Genomic DNA, 18,227 nt, shown 5'->3' on the forward strand with positions numbered 1-18,227 from the left:
AGGCCCTCAAGCCGCCACAGCCACCCCACCCCGCCGCATCCGGCTCACCCTGAACAACAGGAACGCCGTGATGCTCACGTTCACCAGGTTCCATCCGATGCCGTTCAAAAAGGCCGCGTGGTAGCTGCCCGTCAGGTCGAACACCTTGCCTGACATCCAGCCGCCCAGCGCCATGCCGAACAGCGTGAACATCAGCACCGTGCCCACGCGCGCACCAGCCTCCTTGGGCGGAAAGTGCTCGCGCACGATGATCGCGTACGAGGGCACGATGCCACCCTGGAACAGGCCGAACAGCGCCGAGATCACATACAGCGGCACCAGCCCGTCGAAGGGCAGAAACAGCAGCAGCGCCACGCACTGCAGCAGGCCGCCCAGCATCAGCGTGCGCAGCCCGCCGATGCGGTCGCAGATGGCGCCCGACACCAGCCGGCTCACGATGCCGAAGCCCAGCATCAGCGACAGCATCATCGCGCCCTGCGCCGGGCCATAACCCAGGTCGCCGCAGTACGCCACGATGTGCACCTGCGGCATCGCCATCGCCACGCAGCAGGCCACACCCGCCACGCACAGCAGGCCCTGCGCCGTGCCCAGGCTCAGGCCGAAGGGGCGCGTCATGTCGCGCACCAGGGTGCTGCCCGCAACGTGCGACACCGGCGCCACCTCCGCCAGTGCCGGCGGCCGCGCGCGGAAGAAGAGCGCGAGCAGCGCCATCGTCACGCCGCAGAAGATGCCCATGCCGACGTAGGTCTGGCGCCACCCCACCTGCTCGACGAAGTGCTGTGCAATGGGCGGCCACACGGCGCCCGCGAGGTAGTTGCCGCTGGCGCACACTGCCACCGCAATGCCGCGCCGCTTGACGAACCACAGCGAGGTGTCGGCCACCAGCGGCGCAAAGGCCACCGAGCTGCCGAGCAGGCCGACCAGCAGCGCCTGCGCGATGGTGAACGACACGATGTCTTGCGACAGACCCGTGGCGATGTAGCCTGCGGCGAGAAAGACAGAGCCCATCAGCAGCGGCTTCATCACGCCGACGCGGTCCGCCAGCTTGCCCATGAGCACGCCGCCGAAGCCGAAGCCCAGCATCAGCAGCGTGTAAGGCATGGAGGCATCGGCGCGCGCCACGCCGAACTCGGCCTGCACGGCGGGCAGCATGACCGACACCACATACATGCCGCTGCTGCCGACCGTCATGACCAGCAGCGTGAGGGCCAGGCGCACCATGGCGTAGCGCGAATCGGGCTGGTGGACGATGGCTGTGTCGTGTGTCGTCTTCATTCTTTTTTGTCTCTCCACGCATGCATCGGGCGGCGCATGTCGTGTGGCATTCTCGCGGAAGGCTGCGTCGCTTGCTGCGCACGCCCTCGAGAACCCAACGCATGCAAATCACCTACAGACAGGCCGTGCCTGAAGACACGCCCGCGTGCATCGAACTGCGCGGCCGCACGCGAGAGAACGCCTTCTCCGTCGAAGACCTGAGGGCGCTCGGCATCACGCTGGAAAGTTGGCAGGCCAGCATCGCTGATGGCTCGCTGCCCGGCTACGTCGCCCTCGTCGATGGCGAACTGGCGGGCTATTGCTTCGGCGACCGTGACACCGGCGAGATCGCCGTGCTGGCGCTGCTGCCTTCGCACGAAGGCCAGGGCATCGGCAAGGCGCTGCTCGCGTTGATGGTCGATGAGTTCAAAGGGCTCGGCTTCCAGCGGCTCTTTCTTGGCTGCTCGCCCGATCCGCAGGTGCGCTCGCACGGGTTCTACCGGCACCTGGGCTGGAAGCCCACGGGCGAATTCGATGCGGCGGGCGATGAAGTGCTGGCGTACGTCCCGTCCTGAGACGTAGCCCGTGGCCGGTGCGCGTCAACGCCCGGCAGCCTCAGCCCACGAATGGCGCGGGCATGACGACGACGAAGCTCGACGACAAGGCCTTCGGCACCGGCACACCGGGCTTGCGCTTGCCGTCACAGGCCGCTGTCAGCAGGCCGAGACACAACAGAAGAACAAAGGCTGTGCTTCTCATGCGGCGCATGCTAAGCCCGCGGTATCGCGCGTCAAGTCGGACGTAGCGCCAATCGGCATGGCGCCGCCGCTGTCAGGCGGCTGCGTTGCTCGTCACCGCTGTCGCCAGGCCTGCGTGCGCTTCAACGCCCCATGCCCGGCCAGCGCGAACAGGCCGCGGCCGACGGCGGCCGTGAGCATGATGAGCGAGGCCATGGCGGCCGCGGGCGCCACGTCGCCGGCGTCGTCCATGTTGAGCACGGCGATGGCGGCCAGCGTGGTCTGCGGCGAGTAGAGGAACACGACGGCCGACACGGTGGTCATCGCGTTGACGAAGAAGTAGCCCGCCACGTTGAGCACAGTGGGCAGCGCCACCGGCAGGTGCACGCGCCACAGCGTGCGCCAGAACGGCACGCCCATCGACTCGGACACCAGCTCGTACTCGCGGTCGAGCTGGCGCAGCGCGGTGAGCGACGTGAGGTGCGCCACCGAGAAAAAATGCGCCACGGTGCAGACCACCAGAATCGACATGCCGCCGTAGATGCCGTGCAGCGGGTTCAAGGCCGAGTTGAAGAAGAAGATGTAGCCCACGCCGAGCACGAGCCCCGGCACCGCGAGCGGCAGGTTGGCCAGCAGGTTCAGCAGCTCACGCAGCAGGCCGAAGTGGCGCGGCTTCTCCACGAAGTAGGCCGACACGAAGGTGGCGAGCGCACCCGCCACGGCCGCGTACAGCGCGAGGCGCAGCGAGTTGCCGTAGCTGCCCCAGCCGCCGCCGTCCATGTTGCTGAAGTCGTAGTTCTTCAGCGACGGCGTGAGCTTGTAGGGCCAGTAGCTGGCGAGCGAGGCGAACACGGCCATGCCGATCATCACGACGATGGCGAAGGCGGTGAGCGTGCAGAACACGAGCAGTGCGCGGTCGCGCGACTTCACGGGTTCAGGTTGATAAGGCGTGGCGCGCGCCGACAGCGCCGCGGCCTGCTTGCGGCGCACGCGGCGTTCGACGAGGAACGACAGCACCGCCGGGATCAGCAGCACGAGACCGACCACCGCACCCATCTGAAAATTCTGCTGGCCGACCACCTGCTTGTAGATGTCGGTCGCGAGCACACCGGTCTGGCCGCCCACGACCTTGGGCACGCCGAAGTCGGTGATGACGAGCACGAACACGACCATCGCGGCCACGATGAGGCCGTAGCACGACGCCGGCAGCGTGACGGTGCGGAAGATGCGCCAGCGCGAGGCGCCCAGCGTCTGCGCGGCTTCGTACAAACGCCCGTCGGACGTGGCCATGGCGGTGGTGAGGATCAGCAGCGCATGCGGCAACGTCCAGAACACCGAGCCGAGCACGATGCCCAGCGGGCCGTAGATCGACAGGTCGCCCAGCAGCCCTTTGAACAGGCCCTGGTTGCCGAACAGGTAGATCAGGCTGATGGCCGGCAGCAGCGAGGGCGCCAGCAGCGGCATGAGCGCCACGGCGCGCAGCAGGCCCTTGGCGGGCATGCACGACAGCGTGAGGCCGTAGGCGTACACGTAGGCGATAGAGGTGCACAGCACGGCGCTGATCACCGCGAGGGCGACGCTGTTGAAGGCCGACTGCACGAGCGCGGGGTTTTCGAAGTAGCGCGCGAAGTTGGTGAGGCCTACGAAGTTGCCAGTACGGTCGTAAAAGCTCTGGCCGACGAGTGCGCCGACAGGGAGCGCGACGATCACGACGAGCAGCAACACGACGAGCAGCACGGCGGCGCCGGTGAGCCAACGCTCGCGGTCGAAATGCATCGTGCGCGGTGTTGCGATCGGGGCGAGGGCTTCGGAAGGGGTGCTCATGTTGTTCTTCTTTTGGTGTCGTTGTTCAGGGCGCGTGCACAGGCCACCGGGTACTTCCCTCCGCGAATGTCCCCCGGGCTTCGCCCTCCTCCTTTATTTCGCTGCGGGAAGCACCCAGTGTCCTGTGCACACCGAGCGCGGTCGTGGTGCTGTTCGATCAACGGCCGCACTGTCCAACGCTCACGTCGATGGGGTGCCTTGCGCAGCGAAATAAAGGAGGAGGCCGCAGGCCGGGGGACATTCGCGGAGCAAGGTACCCCGTCGGCGGGATTGCGCCCTGAATGACCCACGGCCGGAAGGCACGGTCGCATCTCAGTGCGCCAGCACCGACAGCGCATTCAAGGGCAGCTGGATGTGCACCATGCTGCTCGGGACCAGCGGCTCTTCACCGCCGCTGCGCGCATCGGCGGGCAGCTCGGCTTCGATCTCGATGCCCAGCGGCTCGCAGGCCAATCGCGCCGAGGTGCGGTTGCCGAAGAACTCGGTGTCGAGCAGGCGCGCAGCAAAGCTGTTGGTGCCGAGTTCGGAACCGAAGCGCTTCACCACCACATGCTCGGGGCGGATGCCCACGGTGGCTTGCGAGCCCACGCTGAGGTTGCCCGGTGCGCAGAACAGTTCGCTGTCGCGCACACGCACCTTGCCGTCGGCCAGTACGGTGGCGGGCAGCATGTTCATGCGGCCCACGAAGCCCGCCGCGAAGCGGGTGCGCGGCTGGCGGTACAGCTCGTCGGGCGTGCCGGCCTGCTCGATGCGGCCGTTGTGCATCAGCACCACGCGGTCGGCCATCGAGAGGGCTTCTTCCTGGTCGTGCGTGACCATGATGGTGACGATGCCCAGGCGCTTCTGCAGCGCGCGGATCTCGCTGCGCAAGGTGGCGCGCACCTGCGCGTCGAGCGCGGAGAGCGGCTCGTCGAGCAGCAGCAGGCGCGGGTTGGGCGCGAGCGCGCGCGCCAGGGCAATGCGCTGTTGCTGGCCGCCCGAGAGCTGCACGGGGTACTTGTCGGCATGCGCGGTGAGCCCGACGAGGTCGAGCATTTCGCGCGAGCGCTTGGCCATCTCGCGCGCCAAGGCGCCCGTGGGGTGCAGGCCGTAGGCGATGTTCTGCGCAGCCGTGAGGTTGGGGAAAAGCGCATACGACTGGAACACCACGCCGAAGCCGCGCGCCGCGGGCGGCAGGCCCGCGATGTCCTGGCCGCCGAGCAGGATCTGCCCGCTGTCGGCGCGTTCGATGCCGCACACGATGCGCAGCAGCGTGGTCTTGCCGCAGCCCGAAGGACCGAGCAGGCAGACGAACTCGCCGGGCTCGATGTCCAGGTCGATGCCGTCGAGCACGCGCGCGGCGCCAAAGGACTTGCCGATGCCGCGAAGAGAGAGAAAGCTGGTCATGTGCGGCTACCCGGAATCCCGATCACATCGGCTTTTTTTCAGCCTTGGCGTCGTAGCGCTTCGACCATTCCGTCAGGATGCGGTCGCGGTTGGCGGCAGCCCAGTTGAAGTCGTTCTTGGCCAGCAGCTTCTCGACGTCGCCCGGCACGAACTCGAGCTTTTCCTGGATGCCCGGCAGCGCGAGCACGGCGAAGTTCTTCGCGTAGAGCTCGTTGGCCTGCTTGGTCACGGCCCAGTCGGCCAGGGCCTTGGCGGCGTCCTGCTTCTTGCTGGTCTTCATGATGCCGGTGGCTTCCATGTCCCAGCCCAGGCCTTCCTTGGGCAGCACGATGTCGATGGGGGCGCCGTCGCGCTTGGTCTTGTTGGCGCGGTATTCGAACGACATGCCGAGCGCGAACTCGCCGGCGCCGGCCTGGCGGCAGGGCTTGCTGCCCGACAGGCTGTACACGCCGATGTTCTGGTGCAACGCGTCCATGTACTTCCAGGCCTTGTCTTCGCCCATCATCTGGATCCAGCCCGACACCATGAGGTAGCCGGTGCCCGAGGCCGCGGGGTTCGGCATGGTGATCTGGCCCTTGTAGACCGGGTTGGTCAGGTCGGCCCAGCTGGTGGGCTTGGGCAGGCTCTTCTTCGTGGCTTCAACGGTGTTGAAGCAGATGGCCGACGACCACACGTCCATGCCGACCCACTTCGGCGGGTTGGCGGTGTCGCGCATGGTGGGCTTGATGGCCTCCAGGCCCTTGGGCGCGTAGGGCTGGAGCATGCCTTCCTTGTCGAGCAGCATCAGCGAGGTGGCGGCCAGGCCCCACACCACGTCGGCTTGCGGGTTGGCCTTTTCGGCCAGCAGCTTGGCGGTGACGATGCCGGTCGAGTCGCGCACGAACTTCAGTTCGATGTTCTGGTTCTCCTTTTCGAAGGCGGCCTTGTAGGCCTGCACCTGGTCGGCTTCGAGCGCGGTGTAGACCAGCAGCTCGGTGCGGCCCTGGGCCGATGCGGCAAAAGCCAGCGAGAACAGGGCGGCGGGCACGGCGGCCCACATCAGACGACGATGCAGCATGGGAGATTCCCTCGAGGTAAGAACTGGCGGTGTACGCAAAAAGAAAACACGGCCGGGGCCGTGAACGCAGCGATGCTCGCAGCGGTATGTGACAAAGGTTTGTCACATGACACAGAGATGCCACGGCGCGGTCGTGGGCGTCACACGGCTGTCATGTCGACGGGGTGACGCGGGCGGCTTCAGCCCCGTCTAAGGAAGCTTTGTCTACGATGGGCTCCCCACGAGGTTCGGCGCACGAGCGCCTGCGAGGAAATCTGCATGTCATCTTCTGCCCCATCGCCCACCATCGCCGCGCGTGCCGGCACCTTCGTCCAGGTCGTGCGCCGCGTGTTCCGGCTCGCGGCGCCCTACTTCAACTCCGAGGAAGAGAAATGGCGGGCGCGCCTGATGTTCGCGGGCATCGTGGCGCTGAACCTGGCGTATGTGTACGCGCTGGTGCTCTTCAACCAGTGGTACGGCCGCTTCTACGACGCGCTGCAGAACAAGGATGCGACGGTCTTCTGGCGCGAGATCCGCGTGTTCGCCGTGCTGGCCTTCTTCAACATCGCGATCCAGGTGCTGAAGTTCTATGTGACGCAGATGCTCCAGCTGCGCTGGCGCGCCTGGATGACGCGCAACTACCTCGGCCGCTGGATGGCCGACCGGGCCTTCTATCACCTGGAGCTGGCGCGCTACGCGCACGCCGACGGCGCGACGCCCGACAACCCCGACCAGCGCATCCAGGAAGACATGCAGATGTTCACCAATGCCACGATGACGCTGTCGATGGACTTGATGAATGCGGTGGTCACGCTGCTGAGCTTCATCGGCATCCTGTGGGGCCTGTCAGGCACCTTCGACCTGTCGCTGGGTGGCAGCACGTACCAAATTGCCGGCTCGATGGTGTGGCTGGCGCTGGTCTACTGCGTGATCGGCACGGCCATCACGCACTTCATCGGCCGGCCGCTGATCGGCCTGAACTTCCGCCAGCAGCGCTTCGAGGCCGACTTTCGCCACCACCTGGTGCGCGTGCGTGAGTACAGCGAAGCCATTGCGCTCGACCGCGGCGAGACGGTGGAGCGCGGCCAGCTCGACGTGCGCTTCGGCGCGGTGCTGCGCAACTACCTGCAGCTGATCAAGCAGCAGAAGAACCTAGTCACTTTCACCGCGATGTTCGGGCAGGCCTCGCTGATCTTCCCGTTCATCGTGTCGGCGCCGCGCTTTTTCAGCGGCGCCATTCAGCTGGGCGGCCTCATGCAGATTTCATCGGCCTTCGACAAGGTGCAGGAATCGCTGAGCTGGTTCGTCGCCAACTACGACCGCGTGGCCGTCTGGCGCGCCACCACCGACCGCCTGATCAGCTTCGACGACGCGATGCGTGCGCATGCCGCGCGCGAAGACGCCCTGCAGCGCGAGGACGGCGCCGCCGCGCTGGACACCACCGGCCTCACAGTGGCACTGCCCAATGGCACGCAGCTGCTGGCCGGCGCCGCACTGGCAGTGCGCCCCGGCGACAGCGTGCTGCTGCAAGGCCCGTCGGGCAGCGGCAAGTCGACGCTGTTCCGCACCTTCGCGGGCATCTGGCCGTTCGCAAGCGGCAAGGTGCAGGCCCCGGCAGACGCGGTCTTCATGCCGCAGCGCCCCTACCTGCCCGACGGCAAGCTGCGCGAGGCGCTGACCTATCCGCACCCGGCCGCCGGCTTCAGTGACGACCAGCTGCGCCAGGCGCTGGTCGATGCATTGCTGCCCGACCTCGTGAACCGGCTCGACGACAGCGACGCCTGGAGCCAGAAGCTCTCGGGCGGCGAGCAGCAGCGGCTGGCCATCGCGCGGGTGTTGCTGAAGAAGCCGGCCTGGCTGTTCGCCGACGAAGTGACCAGCGCGCTCGATGCACCGGCCGAAGCCGTGCTCTACCAGCGGCTCGCCGACACGGTACGGGCAGGTGGCGGCGCGATGGTGTCGATCGCGCACCGCCCGGCGGTGGGCGATTTCCATGGCCAGCGGTGGACGCTGGTGCCGCAGGAAGAAAGCGCGGGCGGCGGCGCGCGCTACCGGCTCGATACCGCTGCGGCTGCTCAGCCCACCGCGGGCTGGTCGACGTAACGCTCCCAGCCCTTCTTGCGCAGCTCGCAGGCCGGGCATTCGCCGCAGCCGTAGCCCCAGGCCTGGCGATGCTCGCGGTCGCCCAGGTAGCAGGTGTGGGTTTCTTCGACGATCAGGTCGACCAGCGGCTGGCCGCCCAGGCGGTGGGCCAGCGCCCAGGTTTCGGCCTTGTCGATCCACATGAGCGGCGTTTCGATGACGAGGCGGCGCTCCAGGCCGAGCGACAGCGCGAGCTGCATGGCCTTCATGGTGTCGTCGCGGCAGTCGGGGTAGCCCGAGAAGTCGGTTTCGCAGACGCCGGTGACGATCACCTGCAGCCCGCGCCGGTAGGCCAGCGCGCCCGCGAGCGTGAGGAACAACAGGTTGCGCCCGGGCACGAAGGTGTTGGGCAGGCCGTCGGCCTGCATGGCAAAGGCGACTTCTTCGGTGAGCGAGGAGCCGCCGAGCTGGGCCAGCGCGGCCAGCGTGAGCACGTGGTCTTCGCCCAGGCGCGGCGCCCATTCGGGAAAGCGCTCGCGCATCTGGGCGAGCACGGTGCCGCGCACGTCGAGCTCGACGCGGTGACGCTGGCCGTAGTCGAAGCCCAGGGTTTCGACACGCTGGTACTTGGACAGGGCCTCGGCCAGGCAGGTGGCCGAGTCCTGGCCGCCGGAAAACAGAACGAGGGCGGTGGTGTGCAGGGGCATGTCCGTCAACGGCGGGGCCGCTGTAGTGCAAATGCGTGATTTTCGCAGCCGATCGATGCGGCTGCGGGCCGCCCTGTTCGGCGGCTTCTAGAGAAAGCGCTCCAGCAGCTTGCGCGACGCGCGATCGAGCGCCTTGGTATCGGGAATGCGGAACTGCACGCCGTGCGCGCTCGCGATGAGCAGCGCGCCGCCGTCGAGGCGGCGGATGTCTTCCTCGGCCTTGAGCACGAAGCTGGTGTCGCCGCGGTCGGTGCTCACGGTCCAGGTGCTGGGCACGCCGAAGCTCGACACGCCGTGCAGCTTCAGCAGCGTCGGCGCAAAGTCGCGCACGGCGAGTTCTTCGGTCAGCAGCGCCTGCGCGGGTGCGGGCAGCTGGTCGACGCGGTCGACCCACACGAGTTCGCGGCCTTCGCTGCCGACGAGCGACACGCCCTCGTTGGGCGCACTCAGCGGAAAGGCACGCACGGGCGTCACGCCCACGTGGCGCTCGCCCTGCGCGTCGGTCAGCACGAGGCGGCCGAAGGTGTCGCGTGCGAGTTCAAAGCTCATGGTGTTGGTGTTGCTGCTCATCACACGTCCCCTGCCGGATGGGCGGCGTGGCTCACGGCCAGCGGCGCCTGGGCGTTGGCGCGCTCGTCGGCGGCGCCTTCGCTCACATCGTCTTCGTCGCCCTGGCGCAGTTGCGCCTGGTACAGGCGCCAGTAGGCGCCCTGCTTGGCCATGAGCGCGTCGTGCGGCCCGACCTCGACCACCTCGCCGCGGTCCATGACGACAAGGCGGTCGGCCTTGCGCAGCGTGGACAAACGGTGCGCGATGGCGATGGTGGTGCGGCCCTGCACGAGGTTGTCGAGCGCCTTCTGGATTTCCTTTTCGGTCTCGGTGTCGACGGCCGAGGTGGCCTCGTCGAGGATCAGGATGCGCGGGTCGATGAGCAGTGCGCGCGCGATGCTGATGCGCTGGCGCTCGCCGCCCGACAGGCCCTGCCCGCGCTCGCCGACCAGCGAGTCGTAGCCGTGCGGCAGGCGCAGGATGAAGTCGTGCGCGTGGGCCGCGCGGGCTGCGGCAACGACCTCTTCGCGCGTGGCGTCGGGCTTGCCGTAGGCGATGTTCTGCGCGATGGTGCCGAAGAACAGGAACGGCTCCTGCAGCACCAGCCCCACGTGGCGGCGGTAGTCGGCCACGGCGAAGCGGCGGATGTCGGTGCCGTCGACCTTGATGGCGCCGTCGGTCACATCGTAGAAGCGGCAGATCAGGTTGACCAGCGTGCTCTTGCCCGAGCCGCTGTGGCCCACGAGGCCGATCATTTCGCCGGGCTCGATGGTCAGGTCGAGGTCGTGAATGACGGCGCGCGAGCCGTAGCGAAAGCCCAGCCCGCTCATCTCGATGCGGCCCTGCACGCGCTCCACCTTCACCGGGTTGGCCGGCTCGGGCACGTTGCTCACGTGGTCGAGGATGTCGAAGATGCGCTTGGCGCCGGCCGCAGCCTTTTGCGTGACCGAGACGATGCGGCTCATCGAGTCGAGCCGCGTGTAGAAGCGGCCGATGTAGGCGATGAAGGCGGTGAGCACACCCACCGTGATGTGGCCGCGCGCCACCTGCCAGATGCCGAAGGCCCAGACCACGAGCAGGCCGATTTCGGTGAGCAGCGACACGGTCGGCGTGAACAGCGACCAGGTGCGGTTGAGCTTGTCGTTGACCTGCAGGTTGTAGGCATTGGCAACGCGGAAGCGCTCGGCTTCGCGGCGCTCCTGCGCAAAGGCCTTGACCACGCGGATGCCGGGGATGGTGTCGGCCAGCACGTTGGTCACTTCGGACCAGACGCGGTCGATCTTCTCGAAGCCGGTGCGCAGGCGGTCGCGCACGACGTGGATCATCCAGGCGATGAAGGGCAGCGGCACCAGCGTGACCACGGCCAGCAGCGGGTTGATCGAGAACAGGATGACCGCCGTCATGACGATCATCAGCACGTCGTTCGCGAAATCGAGCGCGTGCAGCGACAGGAAGACGTTGATGCGGTCGGTTTCCGAGCCGATGCGCGCCATGAGGTCGCCGGTGCGCTTGCCGCCGAAGTAGTCCAGCGGCAGGGTCAGCAGGTGCTCGTAGGTGGTGGTGCGCAGGTCGGCGCCGATGCGCTCGGACACCAGCGCCAGCAGGTAGGTGCGCGCCCAGCCCAGCCCCCAGCCGACCAGCGCGGCGATCAGCAGGCCGCCCAGGTAGAGGCCGACCCGGCCGGAATCGATCTTCTGCCCGTTCTGGAACGGAATCAGGATGTCGTCCATCAGCGGGATGGTCAGGTACGGCGGCACCAGCGTGGCGGCGGTGGAAATCAGGGTCAGAACAAACCCGAGGATCAGCTGCTTGCGGTACGGCCCGGCAAAGCGGCCCAAACGCAGCAGCACCCAGGTCGAGGGCGGCGTTTGCAGTTCGGTGTCGGTGCCGTCGACCTCGAGACCTTCGGGCACCTCTTCTGTCGCCTTCGTGACAGCCGGCGCCGCGCGCTGGCCGAACAACTTGAGCATCTTGAGCGCCGCCGGCTGGCCGGCGAGCGTGTAGCGCCACCGGGCGAGCTGTCCGGCGGGCCCGATGAGGTCGAGGGTTCCGACGCCCGCATGGTCAGAAAGACGCATTTCCAGGGCCTGATCGGAGAGTGGCCACTCACGCCATTCGCCGCCGGGTTCCAGGGCGATGAGCCGCTGGTCGGTCAGGGCGACGAGGCCCGTGGCGAATCGAAGTTGGTCGTCGAGGTCAACCGCAAGTGTTACCGAAACGTTTTCAGCGCCTGCGAGTCGGCTTTTCAGCACGCCTGAAACCGCCTCCGTTTCGCCCGCCTGGGCGCCGACTGGATCGTGATGTTGCATTGTGTTTATTTGACTCTTGCCCGTCGCGGGCCGCAGGGACCGCGTCATGGCGTCCTTGGTCGGGCGCCGATTCTGACTGATCGCCATGGGTGCGCTTGAAGGCGCCGTGGTGCTCGGCCAAAGCACATCGAACGTTTGCATGACCCGTTTCGACGACATCCAATTGCTGCGCATTAACTATTTGCGCGGTCCCAACCTCTGGACCTACCGTCCGGTGCTCGAAGTCTGGCTCGACCTGGGTCCACTGGAAGACTTCCCCTCCAACAAGATCGACGGTTTCACCGACCGGCTGACCACCCTGCTGCCGGCGCTCATCGAGCACCACTGCGGCGTGGGCGAGCGCGGCGGCTTCATCCAGCGCCTCACCGAAGGCACCTGGTCGGGCCACGTGCTGGAGCACGTCGTGATCGAACTGTTGAACCTGGCCGGCATGCCGACCGGCTTCGGGCAAACCCGCAGCACCTCGGAGCACGGCGTGTACCGCATGGTGTTCCGGGCGCGTGACGAGCAGGTCGCCCGCGTGGCACTGGCCGAAGGTCACCGCCTGCTGATGGCGGCCATCAACAACGACCCGTTCAGCGCGGCCGACGTGCAAACGGCGGTCGAGGCGGTCAAGGCCAAGGTCGAAGACTGCTACCTCGGCCCGAGCACCGCGGCCATCGTGTCCGCCGCCACCGACCGCGGCATTCCGCACATGCGCCTGAACAGCGGCAACCTCGTGCAGCTGGGCTACGGCGCCAACCAGCAACGCATCTGGACCGCGGAAACCGACTACACCAGCGCCATCGGCGAATCGATTGCCAGCGACAAGGAACTGACCAAGTCGCTGCTCGCCAGCTGCGGCGTGCCCGTGCCGCACGGCCAGGTGGTCGAGTCGCCCGAAGAAGCCTGGGAAGCCGCCGAAGACATCGGCCTGCCGGTGGTCGTGAAACCGTCGGACGCCAACCATGGCCGCGGCGTGTCGCTCGAACTGACCACGCGCGAGGAAGTCATGGCCGCCTTTGCGGTCGCCGAGCCCGAAGGCAGCGACGTGATGGTCGAGCGCTTCATTCGCGGCCACGAACACCGCCTGCTGGTGGTGGGCGGCGAGGTGGTGGCGGCCGCGCGCGGCGAGATCATCACCGTGACCGGCGACGGCACGAACACCGTGGCCGGCCTGATCGACAAGCAGCTCAACAGCGACCCGCGCCGCGGCGCCGAAGAAGAGTTTCCGCTCGACGTGATCGTGCTGGCCACCGACGCCAAGCTGCAGCTGGAGCTCAAGCGCCAGGAACTCGACGGCACTTCGGTGCCGGCCGCCGGCCGCGTGGTCACGATCCAGCGCAACGGCAACATGGCCTACGACTGCACCGACCTCGTGCACCCCGAGGTGGCGCACGCCGCCGTGCTCGCCGCCCGCGTGGTCGGCCTGGACATCGCGGGCATCGACATGGTCGCGCAAGACATCTCCAAGCCGCTGGGCCCGCAGGGCGGCGCGATCGTCGAAGTGAACGCCGGCCCCGGCCTGCTGATGCACCTGAAGCCGGCCATCGGCTCGCCGCGCCCCGTGGGCCGCGCCATCTGCGACCACCTGTTCCCCAACGACGCGCCCGGCCGCATCCCCGTGGTGGGCGTGGCCGGCTCGCGCGACACCGCCGTGCTCGCGCGGCTGGTGGCCTGGCTCATCAACCTCGGCGGGCGCCACACCGGCCTGGCCTGCCGCGACGGCCTGTTCCTCGAACGCCGCCGCGTCGACGCACGCAACAGCGCCAACTGGGACGCCGGCCACCGCCTGCTCGTGAACCGCGCCGTCGAAGCCGTGGTGATCGAGAACGGCGCCGAAACCATCCTGCGCGACGGCCTGGCCTACGACCGCTGCGAAGTCGGCATCGTGACCGACCTCGAAGGCTCCGAAGCCCTCGCCGACTACGACATCACCGAGAGCGACCAGATGGTCAAGGTGCTGCGCACCCAGGTCGACGTGGTGCTGGCCGAAGGCACGGCCGTGCTGAACGCCGACGAGCCGCGCATCGCCGCGCTGGCGCCGCTGTGCGACGGCGCCGTCATCCTCTATGCGGCCGACCCGCAGGCTGCCGCGCTGTCCGCGCACCAGGCCGCCGGCGGCAAGGCCGTGCTGGTGCGCCAGGACCGCGTGGTGCTGGCCAACGGCACGAGCGAATCGTTCCTGCCCGGCCTGGGCCGCCTGACCATCTGGCGCGCGACCCACGTCAGCGTGAGCCTCGAAAGCCTGCTGGCCGCCGTGGCCGCTGGCTGGGCCCTGGGCATTCCGCTCAACCTGATCGGCGCCGGCGTCGAGGCCTTCGAAGCCGACCTGCAGGCGGCCCTGGCCTCGCTGCAGCTGTCGCAGACCTCGCCGCTTTCTCCCCAACAACAACTGGCATGACCCGATGCGCTGCCCCGCAACCCGCGGGGCCGGCGCCCAAGTCACACCGCAAGATCACTGCAACCGCGCGCCCCGTGCCGTAGCCCCATGAAAGTCACCCGCATCCGCGCCCTGCGCGGCCCCAATCTCTGGAGCCGCCACACCACCATCGAGGCCGTCGTGGCCTGCGAAGGCGACGAGAACGCTGTCGGCAAGCTCGACGGGTTCGAAGCCCGCCTGCGCGCCCGCTTCCCGACCATCGGCGAGCTGCACCCCATGGTGCTCGGCCAGCCGCTGGCGCTGGCCCATGTGCTCGAGAACGCCGCCGTGGCGCTGCAGGCCCAGGCCGGCTGCGCCGTCAACTTCGGCAACACCGCACCGACGACCGAAGAAGGCGTGTACCAGGTCACCGTGCAGTACTCCGAGGAAGACGTCGGCCGCCGCGCGCTGGCCCTGGCCGAAGAACTGATCCAGGCCGCACTGGCCGACACGCCCTTCGACGCCGACGCCGCCATCACCGAGCTGCGCGACCTCGACGAGTCGGAGCGCCTGGGCCCGAGCACCGGCTCCATCGTCGACGCCGCCGTGGCGCGCGGCATTCCGTACCGCCGCCTCACGAGCGGCAGCCTGGTGCAGTTCGGCTGGGGCTCCAAGCAGCGCCGCATCCAGGCCGCCGAAATCGACAGCACCAGCGGCGTGGCCGAAGCCATCGCGCAGGACAAGGAACTCACCAAGCAACTGCTCAACGCCGCCGGCGTGCCGGTGCCGCTGGGCCGCCCCGTGGTCAGCGCCGACGACGGCTGGGTGGCCGCCGAAGAAATCGGCCTGCCGGTCGTGGTCAAGCCGCAGGACGGCAACCAGGGCAAGGGCGTGACGGTGAACATCACCACGCGCGAACAACTCACCTCGGCCTACGACTCGGCCGCCGTGTACGGCGAAGTGATGGTCGAGAAATTCCTGCCGGGCTTCGACTTCCGCCTGCTGGTGGTGGGCGACCGCCTCGTGGCCGCCGCGCGCCGCGACCCGCCGCAAGTCATCGGCGACGGCAGCTCGACCGTGCGCCAGCTGATCGACACCGTGAACCTCGACCCGCGCCGCGGCGAGGGCCACGCCACCTCGCTCACCAAGATCCGACTGGACGACATCGCCATCGGCCGGCTCGAGTCGCAGGGCCTCACGCCCGAGAGCGTGCCCGAGCTGGGCCAGCGCGTCGTGCTGCGCAACAACGCCAACCTCTCGACCGGCGGCACCGCCACCGACGTGACCGACACCGTGCACCCCGAAGTGGCCGCGCGCGCGGTCGATGCGGCGCAGATGGTCGGCCTGCACATCTGCGGCGTCGACATGGTCTGCGAGAACGTGCTGCGCCCGCTCGAAGAACAGCACGGCGGCGTGGTCGAAGTGAACGCGGCGCCCGGCCTGCGCATGCACATCTCGCCCTCGTTCGGCCGCGGCCGCGCGGTCGGCGAAGCGGTGATGGACACGCTGTTCGCGCCCGGCGACGACGGCCGCATTCCCGTGGTGGCCGTCACCGGCACCAACGGCAAGACCACCACCGCGCGCCTGATCAACCACATCATTGCCTCCAGCGGCCTGCGCACCGGCATGACGAACACCGACGGCGTGTACGTCAACGGCCGCCAGACCGACAGCGGCGACTGCAGCGGCCCCAAGAGCGCGCGCAACGTGCTGATGCACCCCGACGTCGATGCGGCCGTGTTCGAAGTGGCCCGCGGCGGCGTGCTGCGCGAGGGCCTGGGCTTCGACCGCTGCGAGGTGGCCGTGGTCACCAACATCGGCAGCGGCGACCACCTCGGCCTGAACTACATCACCACGGTGGAAGACCTGGCGGTGCTCAAGCGCGTGATCGTGCGCAACGTGGCCCCCGACGGCTACGCGGTGCTCAACGCGGCCGACGTGAACGTCGCCGCCATGGCGGCGACCTGCCCCGGCCACGTCATCTTCTTCGCTGCCGACCGCATGCACCCGGTGATGGCCACGCACCGCGCACAGGGCAAGCGCACCGTGTACGTCGACCAGGACACGCTGGTGGCCGCCGAAGGCTCGTGGCGTGAGCGCATCGCGCTGCGCGACGTGCCGATCACGCGCGGCGGCACCATCGGCTTCCAGGTCGACAACGTGATGGCCTCGGTGGCCGCCGCCTGGGCCGTGGGCCTCGATTGGGACACCATCCGCAGCGGCCTGTCGAGCTTCATGAACGACGCAGCCGGCGTGCCCGGGCGCTTCAACGTCATGGACTACCGCGGTGCCACGGTGATCGCCGACTACGGCCACAACACCGACGCCATGAAGGCGCTGGTGTCGGCCGTGGACACCATGCCCGCCAACAAGCGCTCGGTGGTCATCAGCGGCGCGGGCGACCGGCGCGATTCCGACATCCGCGACCAGACCGCGATCCTCGGCCAGGCCTTCGACGACGTGATCCTGTACCAGGACGCAGCGCAGCGCGGGCGTGCCGACGGCGAGGTCATGGCGCTGCTGCGCCAGGGCCTGCAGGGCGCATCGCGCACGCGCCAGATCGACGAGATTCGCGGCGAGTTCGTCGCCATCGACACCGCACTGGCGCGGCTGCAGCCGGGCGACCTGTCGCTCATCTTGGTCGACCAGGTCGAAGAGGCGCTGGCCCACCTCGCGCAGCGCATCGCGCAGGGCTGATCCCCTCGCACCGCAGCGCAGGAGGCACGCCCTCCTCGCGCTGACGGACGTGTCCCACACGCAGGGGCGCGTCCGGCCCGCTCCACGGCGTGCGGCTTGTCCCACAGCCCCGCGCCACCGGCCGGCCCACACTGGGACACCGGTCGCGCCCTGCGTTCTTTTGGTTTCTGTTCTCTGTTCGCACGGCGCGCCGCCTCAGGAGCCCCGATGACGATCCACACCTTCCGTTCCACGCTCTCGACGGCTGCCCTCGTGGCAGTCGGCGGCTTCTTCATGGCCGGTGCGCCGCTGGCTTCGGCCCAGGCGCCCGGCAGCGATGCCCGCATGCAGAAGGAGCGCGCCACCTGTGACGGCGTGCAACAGGACCGCGCGGCCTGCCTGCGCGAAGCCGGCGCCGCGCGCCAGGAAGCCGGGCGCCACGGCCTGACCACGCCCGACGCGGTGCGCGAAGACGCCAACGCGCTCGCACGCTGCCGCGAACAACCCGTGGCCGACCGGGCCGATTGCGAAGCACGCATCCGCGGCGGTGCACGCACCTCCACCGAAGGCAGCGTGATGGGCGGCGGCGTGATCCGCGAAACCGTCACCCCGCTGCCGCCACAGCCCGTGCAGCCGGTGCGTTGATCGAAACAAGGCCGGCCTTCACCCCGATACGCCAGACAAGGAGCACACCATGCCAAACAATGCGCGTTCGATGATCTTCGCCCTGCTCGCACTCAGCGGGCTGGCCACCACCACCATCGCCACGGCCGCCCGCGGCGACGGTGGCAGCACCTACCAGCAGGAGATTGCGGTCTGCGGCCACAACCAGCAGGACCGCGCCGCCTGCATCCGCGAAGCCGGTGCCGCACGCCAGGCCGCGGCACGCGGCGGCCTCACCTCAGCGCCCGACTACCGCGCCAACGCCGTGGCCCGCTGCGGCCTGCAGCCGCCGGCCGAGCGCGCCGACTGCGAAGCACGCGTGCTGGGCAGCGAGGGCAACATCCGCAGCAATGTCGATGGCAGCGTGATGGGCGGCGGTGTGATCCGCGAGTCGGTCTCGACCCGCGTGGTGAACATACCGGCCACCTCACTGCCGCCGCCGATGGTCGCGCCGATGCCGGCCCCCATGCCTGCGGAACCGATGCCCATGCCCATGCCGAGGCCCATGCCGCGCCCGGCACCGATGCCGCTGCAGTGACGCGATGCGCATCCCCCGGGAGCGTCTCGGTGATAACACCGACGGGCGCTCCCGTGGCGATGCCCTCGTTTGTCATGAAACGGTCACAAAACAAAGGCATGTGCTAGCTATAGTTCCCGGTCCCT

Annotated in this window: 14 protein-coding genes; 6 read left to right on the plus strand and 8 right to left on the minus strand. The window is 68.5% G+C overall.

From position 1 onward, the window contains the following. Positions 1-6: 6 nt before the first annotated feature. The gene (locus CY658_RS15855) at positions 7-1,275 is read right to left on the minus strand and encodes an MFS transporter (protein ID WP_101491086.1); all 1,269 of its coding nucleotides are present in this window, start codon (positions 1,273-1,275) and stop codon (positions 7-9) included. A gap of 101 nt (positions 1,276-1,376) precedes the next feature. On the opposite strand from CY658_RS15855, the gene CY658_RS15860 reads away from it, so the two are divergent. Beyond that, a complete protein-coding gene (locus CY658_RS15860; RefSeq protein ID WP_101491087.1) occupies positions 1,377-1,829 on the plus strand; it encodes a GNAT family N-acetyltransferase in 453 nt (150 codons plus the stop codon). A gap of 40 nt (positions 1,830-1,869) precedes the next feature. Here the strand turns inward: CY658_RS15860 and CY658_RS32790 are convergent, their stop codons facing one another. The 4 genes from CY658_RS32790 to CY658_RS15875 all read right to left on the minus strand — a co-directional run bounded on the left by CY658_RS32790 (position 1,870) and on the right by CY658_RS15875 (position 6,258). Beyond that, entirely contained in the window at positions 1,870-2,013 is a 144-nt protein-coding gene (locus CY658_RS32790) for a hypothetical protein (RefSeq protein ID WP_180838959.1), read from the minus strand. A 92-nt stretch (positions 2,014-2,105) separates the two neighbouring features. After that, the gene (locus CY658_RS15865) at positions 2,106-3,815 is read right to left on the minus strand and encodes a putative 2-aminoethylphosphonate ABC transporter permease subunit (RefSeq protein WP_101491088.1); all 1,710 of its coding nucleotides are present in this window, start codon (positions 3,813-3,815) and stop codon (positions 2,106-2,108) included. Between the two features lie 312 nt (positions 3,816-4,127). Next, positions 4,128-5,201 carry an ABC transporter ATP-binding protein gene (locus CY658_RS15870; RefSeq protein ID WP_101491089.1) on the minus strand — a complete coding sequence of 358 codons (1,074 nt, stop codon included), beginning with the start codon at positions 5,199-5,201 and terminating at the stop codon, positions 4,128-4,130. Positions 5,202-5,223: 22 nt separating this feature from the next. Next, on the minus strand, positions 5,224-6,258 hold the full coding sequence (locus CY658_RS15875; protein WP_101491090.1) for a putative 2-aminoethylphosphonate ABC transporter substrate-binding protein: 1,035 nt from the start codon (positions 6,256-6,258) through the stop codon (positions 5,224-5,226). A gap of 258 nt (positions 6,259-6,516) precedes the next feature. On the opposite strand from CY658_RS15875, the gene CY658_RS15880 reads away from it, so the two are divergent. Next, a complete protein-coding gene (locus CY658_RS15880) occupies positions 6,517-8,340 on the plus strand; it encodes an ABC transporter ATP-binding protein/permease (RefSeq protein WP_101491091.1) in 1,824 nt (607 codons plus the stop codon). Here the strand turns inward: CY658_RS15880 and queC are convergent. The 3 genes from queC to CY658_RS15895 all read right to left on the minus strand — a co-directional run bounded on the left by queC (position 8,313) and on the right by CY658_RS15895 (position 11,884). After that, a complete protein-coding gene (gene queC, locus CY658_RS15885) occupies positions 8,313-9,026 on the minus strand; it encodes a 7-cyano-7-deazaguanine synthase QueC (RefSeq protein ID WP_101491092.1) in 714 nt (237 codons plus the stop codon). The genes CY658_RS15880 and queC overlap by 28 nt on opposite strands. A gap of 87 nt (positions 9,027-9,113) precedes the next feature. After that, on the minus strand, positions 9,114-9,596 hold the full coding sequence (locus tag CY658_RS15890; protein WP_101491093.1) for a cyanophycin metabolism-associated DUF1854 family protein: 483 nt from the start codon (positions 9,594-9,596) through the stop codon (positions 9,114-9,116). Then, positions 9,596-11,884, minus strand: coding sequence for a cyanophycin metabolism-associated ABC transporter (locus CY658_RS15895; RefSeq protein WP_101491094.1), 2,289 nt, complete (start codon positions 11,882-11,884; stop codon positions 9,596-9,598). The genes CY658_RS15890 and CY658_RS15895 overlap by 1 nt, the downstream gene beginning before the upstream one ends. Positions 11,885-12,023: 139 nt before the next feature. Between CY658_RS15895 and CY658_RS15900 the strand changes: the two genes are divergently transcribed. From CY658_RS15900 to CY658_RS15915, 4 genes are all read left to right on the plus strand, one after another. Then, entirely contained in the window at positions 12,024-14,267 is a 2,244-nt protein-coding gene (locus CY658_RS15900) for a cyanophycin synthetase (protein ID WP_374221114.1), read from the plus strand. A gap of 87 nt (positions 14,268-14,354) precedes the next feature. Then, positions 14,355-16,922, plus strand: coding sequence for a cyanophycin synthetase (gene cphA, locus CY658_RS15905; protein WP_101491096.1), 2,568 nt, complete (start codon positions 14,355-14,357; stop codon positions 16,920-16,922). A gap of 207 nt (positions 16,923-17,129) precedes the next feature. Further along, on the plus strand, positions 17,130-17,546 hold the full coding sequence (locus CY658_RS15910; RefSeq protein WP_101491097.1) for a hypothetical protein: 417 nt from the start codon (positions 17,130-17,132) through the stop codon (positions 17,544-17,546). Positions 17,547-17,595: 49 nt separating this feature from the next. Beyond that, entirely contained in the window at positions 17,596-18,102 is a 507-nt protein-coding gene (locus CY658_RS15915) for a hypothetical protein (RefSeq protein WP_101491098.1), read from the plus strand. Positions 18,103-18,227: the final 125 nt, after the last annotated feature.

Source organism: Variovorax sp. RO1 (assembly GCF_002849325.1).
Taxonomy (GTDB): domain Bacteria; phylum Pseudomonadota; class Gammaproteobacteria; order Burkholderiales; family Burkholderiaceae_C; genus Variovorax.

Bases quoted from the DNA above. Each gene is read 5' to 3' on its own strand.
- CY658_RS15890 (WP_101491093.1), bottom strand. From the start codon at position 9,596: ATGAGCAGCAACACCAACACCATGAGCTTTGAACTCGCACGCGACACC.
- CY658_RS15860 (WP_101491087.1), top strand. From the start codon at position 1,377: ATGCAAATCACCTACAGACAGGCCGTGCCTGAAGACACGCCCGCGTGC.
- CY658_RS15875 (WP_101491090.1), bottom strand. From the start codon at position 6,258: ATGCTGCATCGTCGTCTGATGTGGGCCGCCGTGCCCGCCGCCCTGTTC.
- CY658_RS15910 (WP_101491097.1), top strand. From the start codon at position 17,130: ATGACGATCCACACCTTCCGTTCCACGCTCTCGACGGCTGCCCTCGTG.
- CY658_RS15880 (WP_101491091.1), top strand. From the start codon at position 6,517: ATGTCATCTTCTGCCCCATCGCCCACCATCGCCGCGCGTGCCGGCACC.
- CY658_RS15855 (WP_101491086.1), bottom strand. From the start codon at position 1,275: ATGAAGACGACACACGACACAGCCATCGTCCACCAGCCCGATTCGCGC.
- CY658_RS15900 (WP_374221114.1), top strand. From the start codon at position 12,024: ATGACCCGTTTCGACGACATCCAATTGCTGCGCATTAACTATTTGCGC.
- CY658_RS15870 (WP_101491089.1), bottom strand. From the start codon at position 5,201: ATGACCAGCTTTCTCTCTCTTCGCGGCATCGGCAAGTCCTTTGGCGCC.
- CY658_RS15915 (WP_101491098.1), top strand. From the start codon at position 17,596: ATGCCAAACAATGCGCGTTCGATGATCTTCGCCCTGCTCGCACTCAGC.
- cphA (WP_101491096.1), top strand. From the start codon at position 14,355: ATGAAAGTCACCCGCATCCGCGCCCTGCGCGGCCCCAATCTCTGGAGC.
- queC (WP_101491092.1), bottom strand. From the start codon at position 9,026: ATGCCCCTGCACACCACCGCCCTCGTTCTGTTTTCCGGCGGCCAGGAC.
- CY658_RS32790 (WP_180838959.1), bottom strand. From the start codon at position 2,013: ATGAGAAGCACAGCCTTTGTTCTTCTGTTGTGTCTCGGCCTGCTGACA.
- CY658_RS15865 (WP_101491088.1), bottom strand. From the start codon at position 3,815: ATGAGCACCCCTTCCGAAGCCCTCGCCCCGATCGCAACACCGCGCACG.
- CY658_RS15895 (WP_101491094.1), bottom strand. From the start codon at position 11,884: ATGCAACATCACGATCCAGTCGGCGCCCAGGCGGGCGAAACGGAGGCG.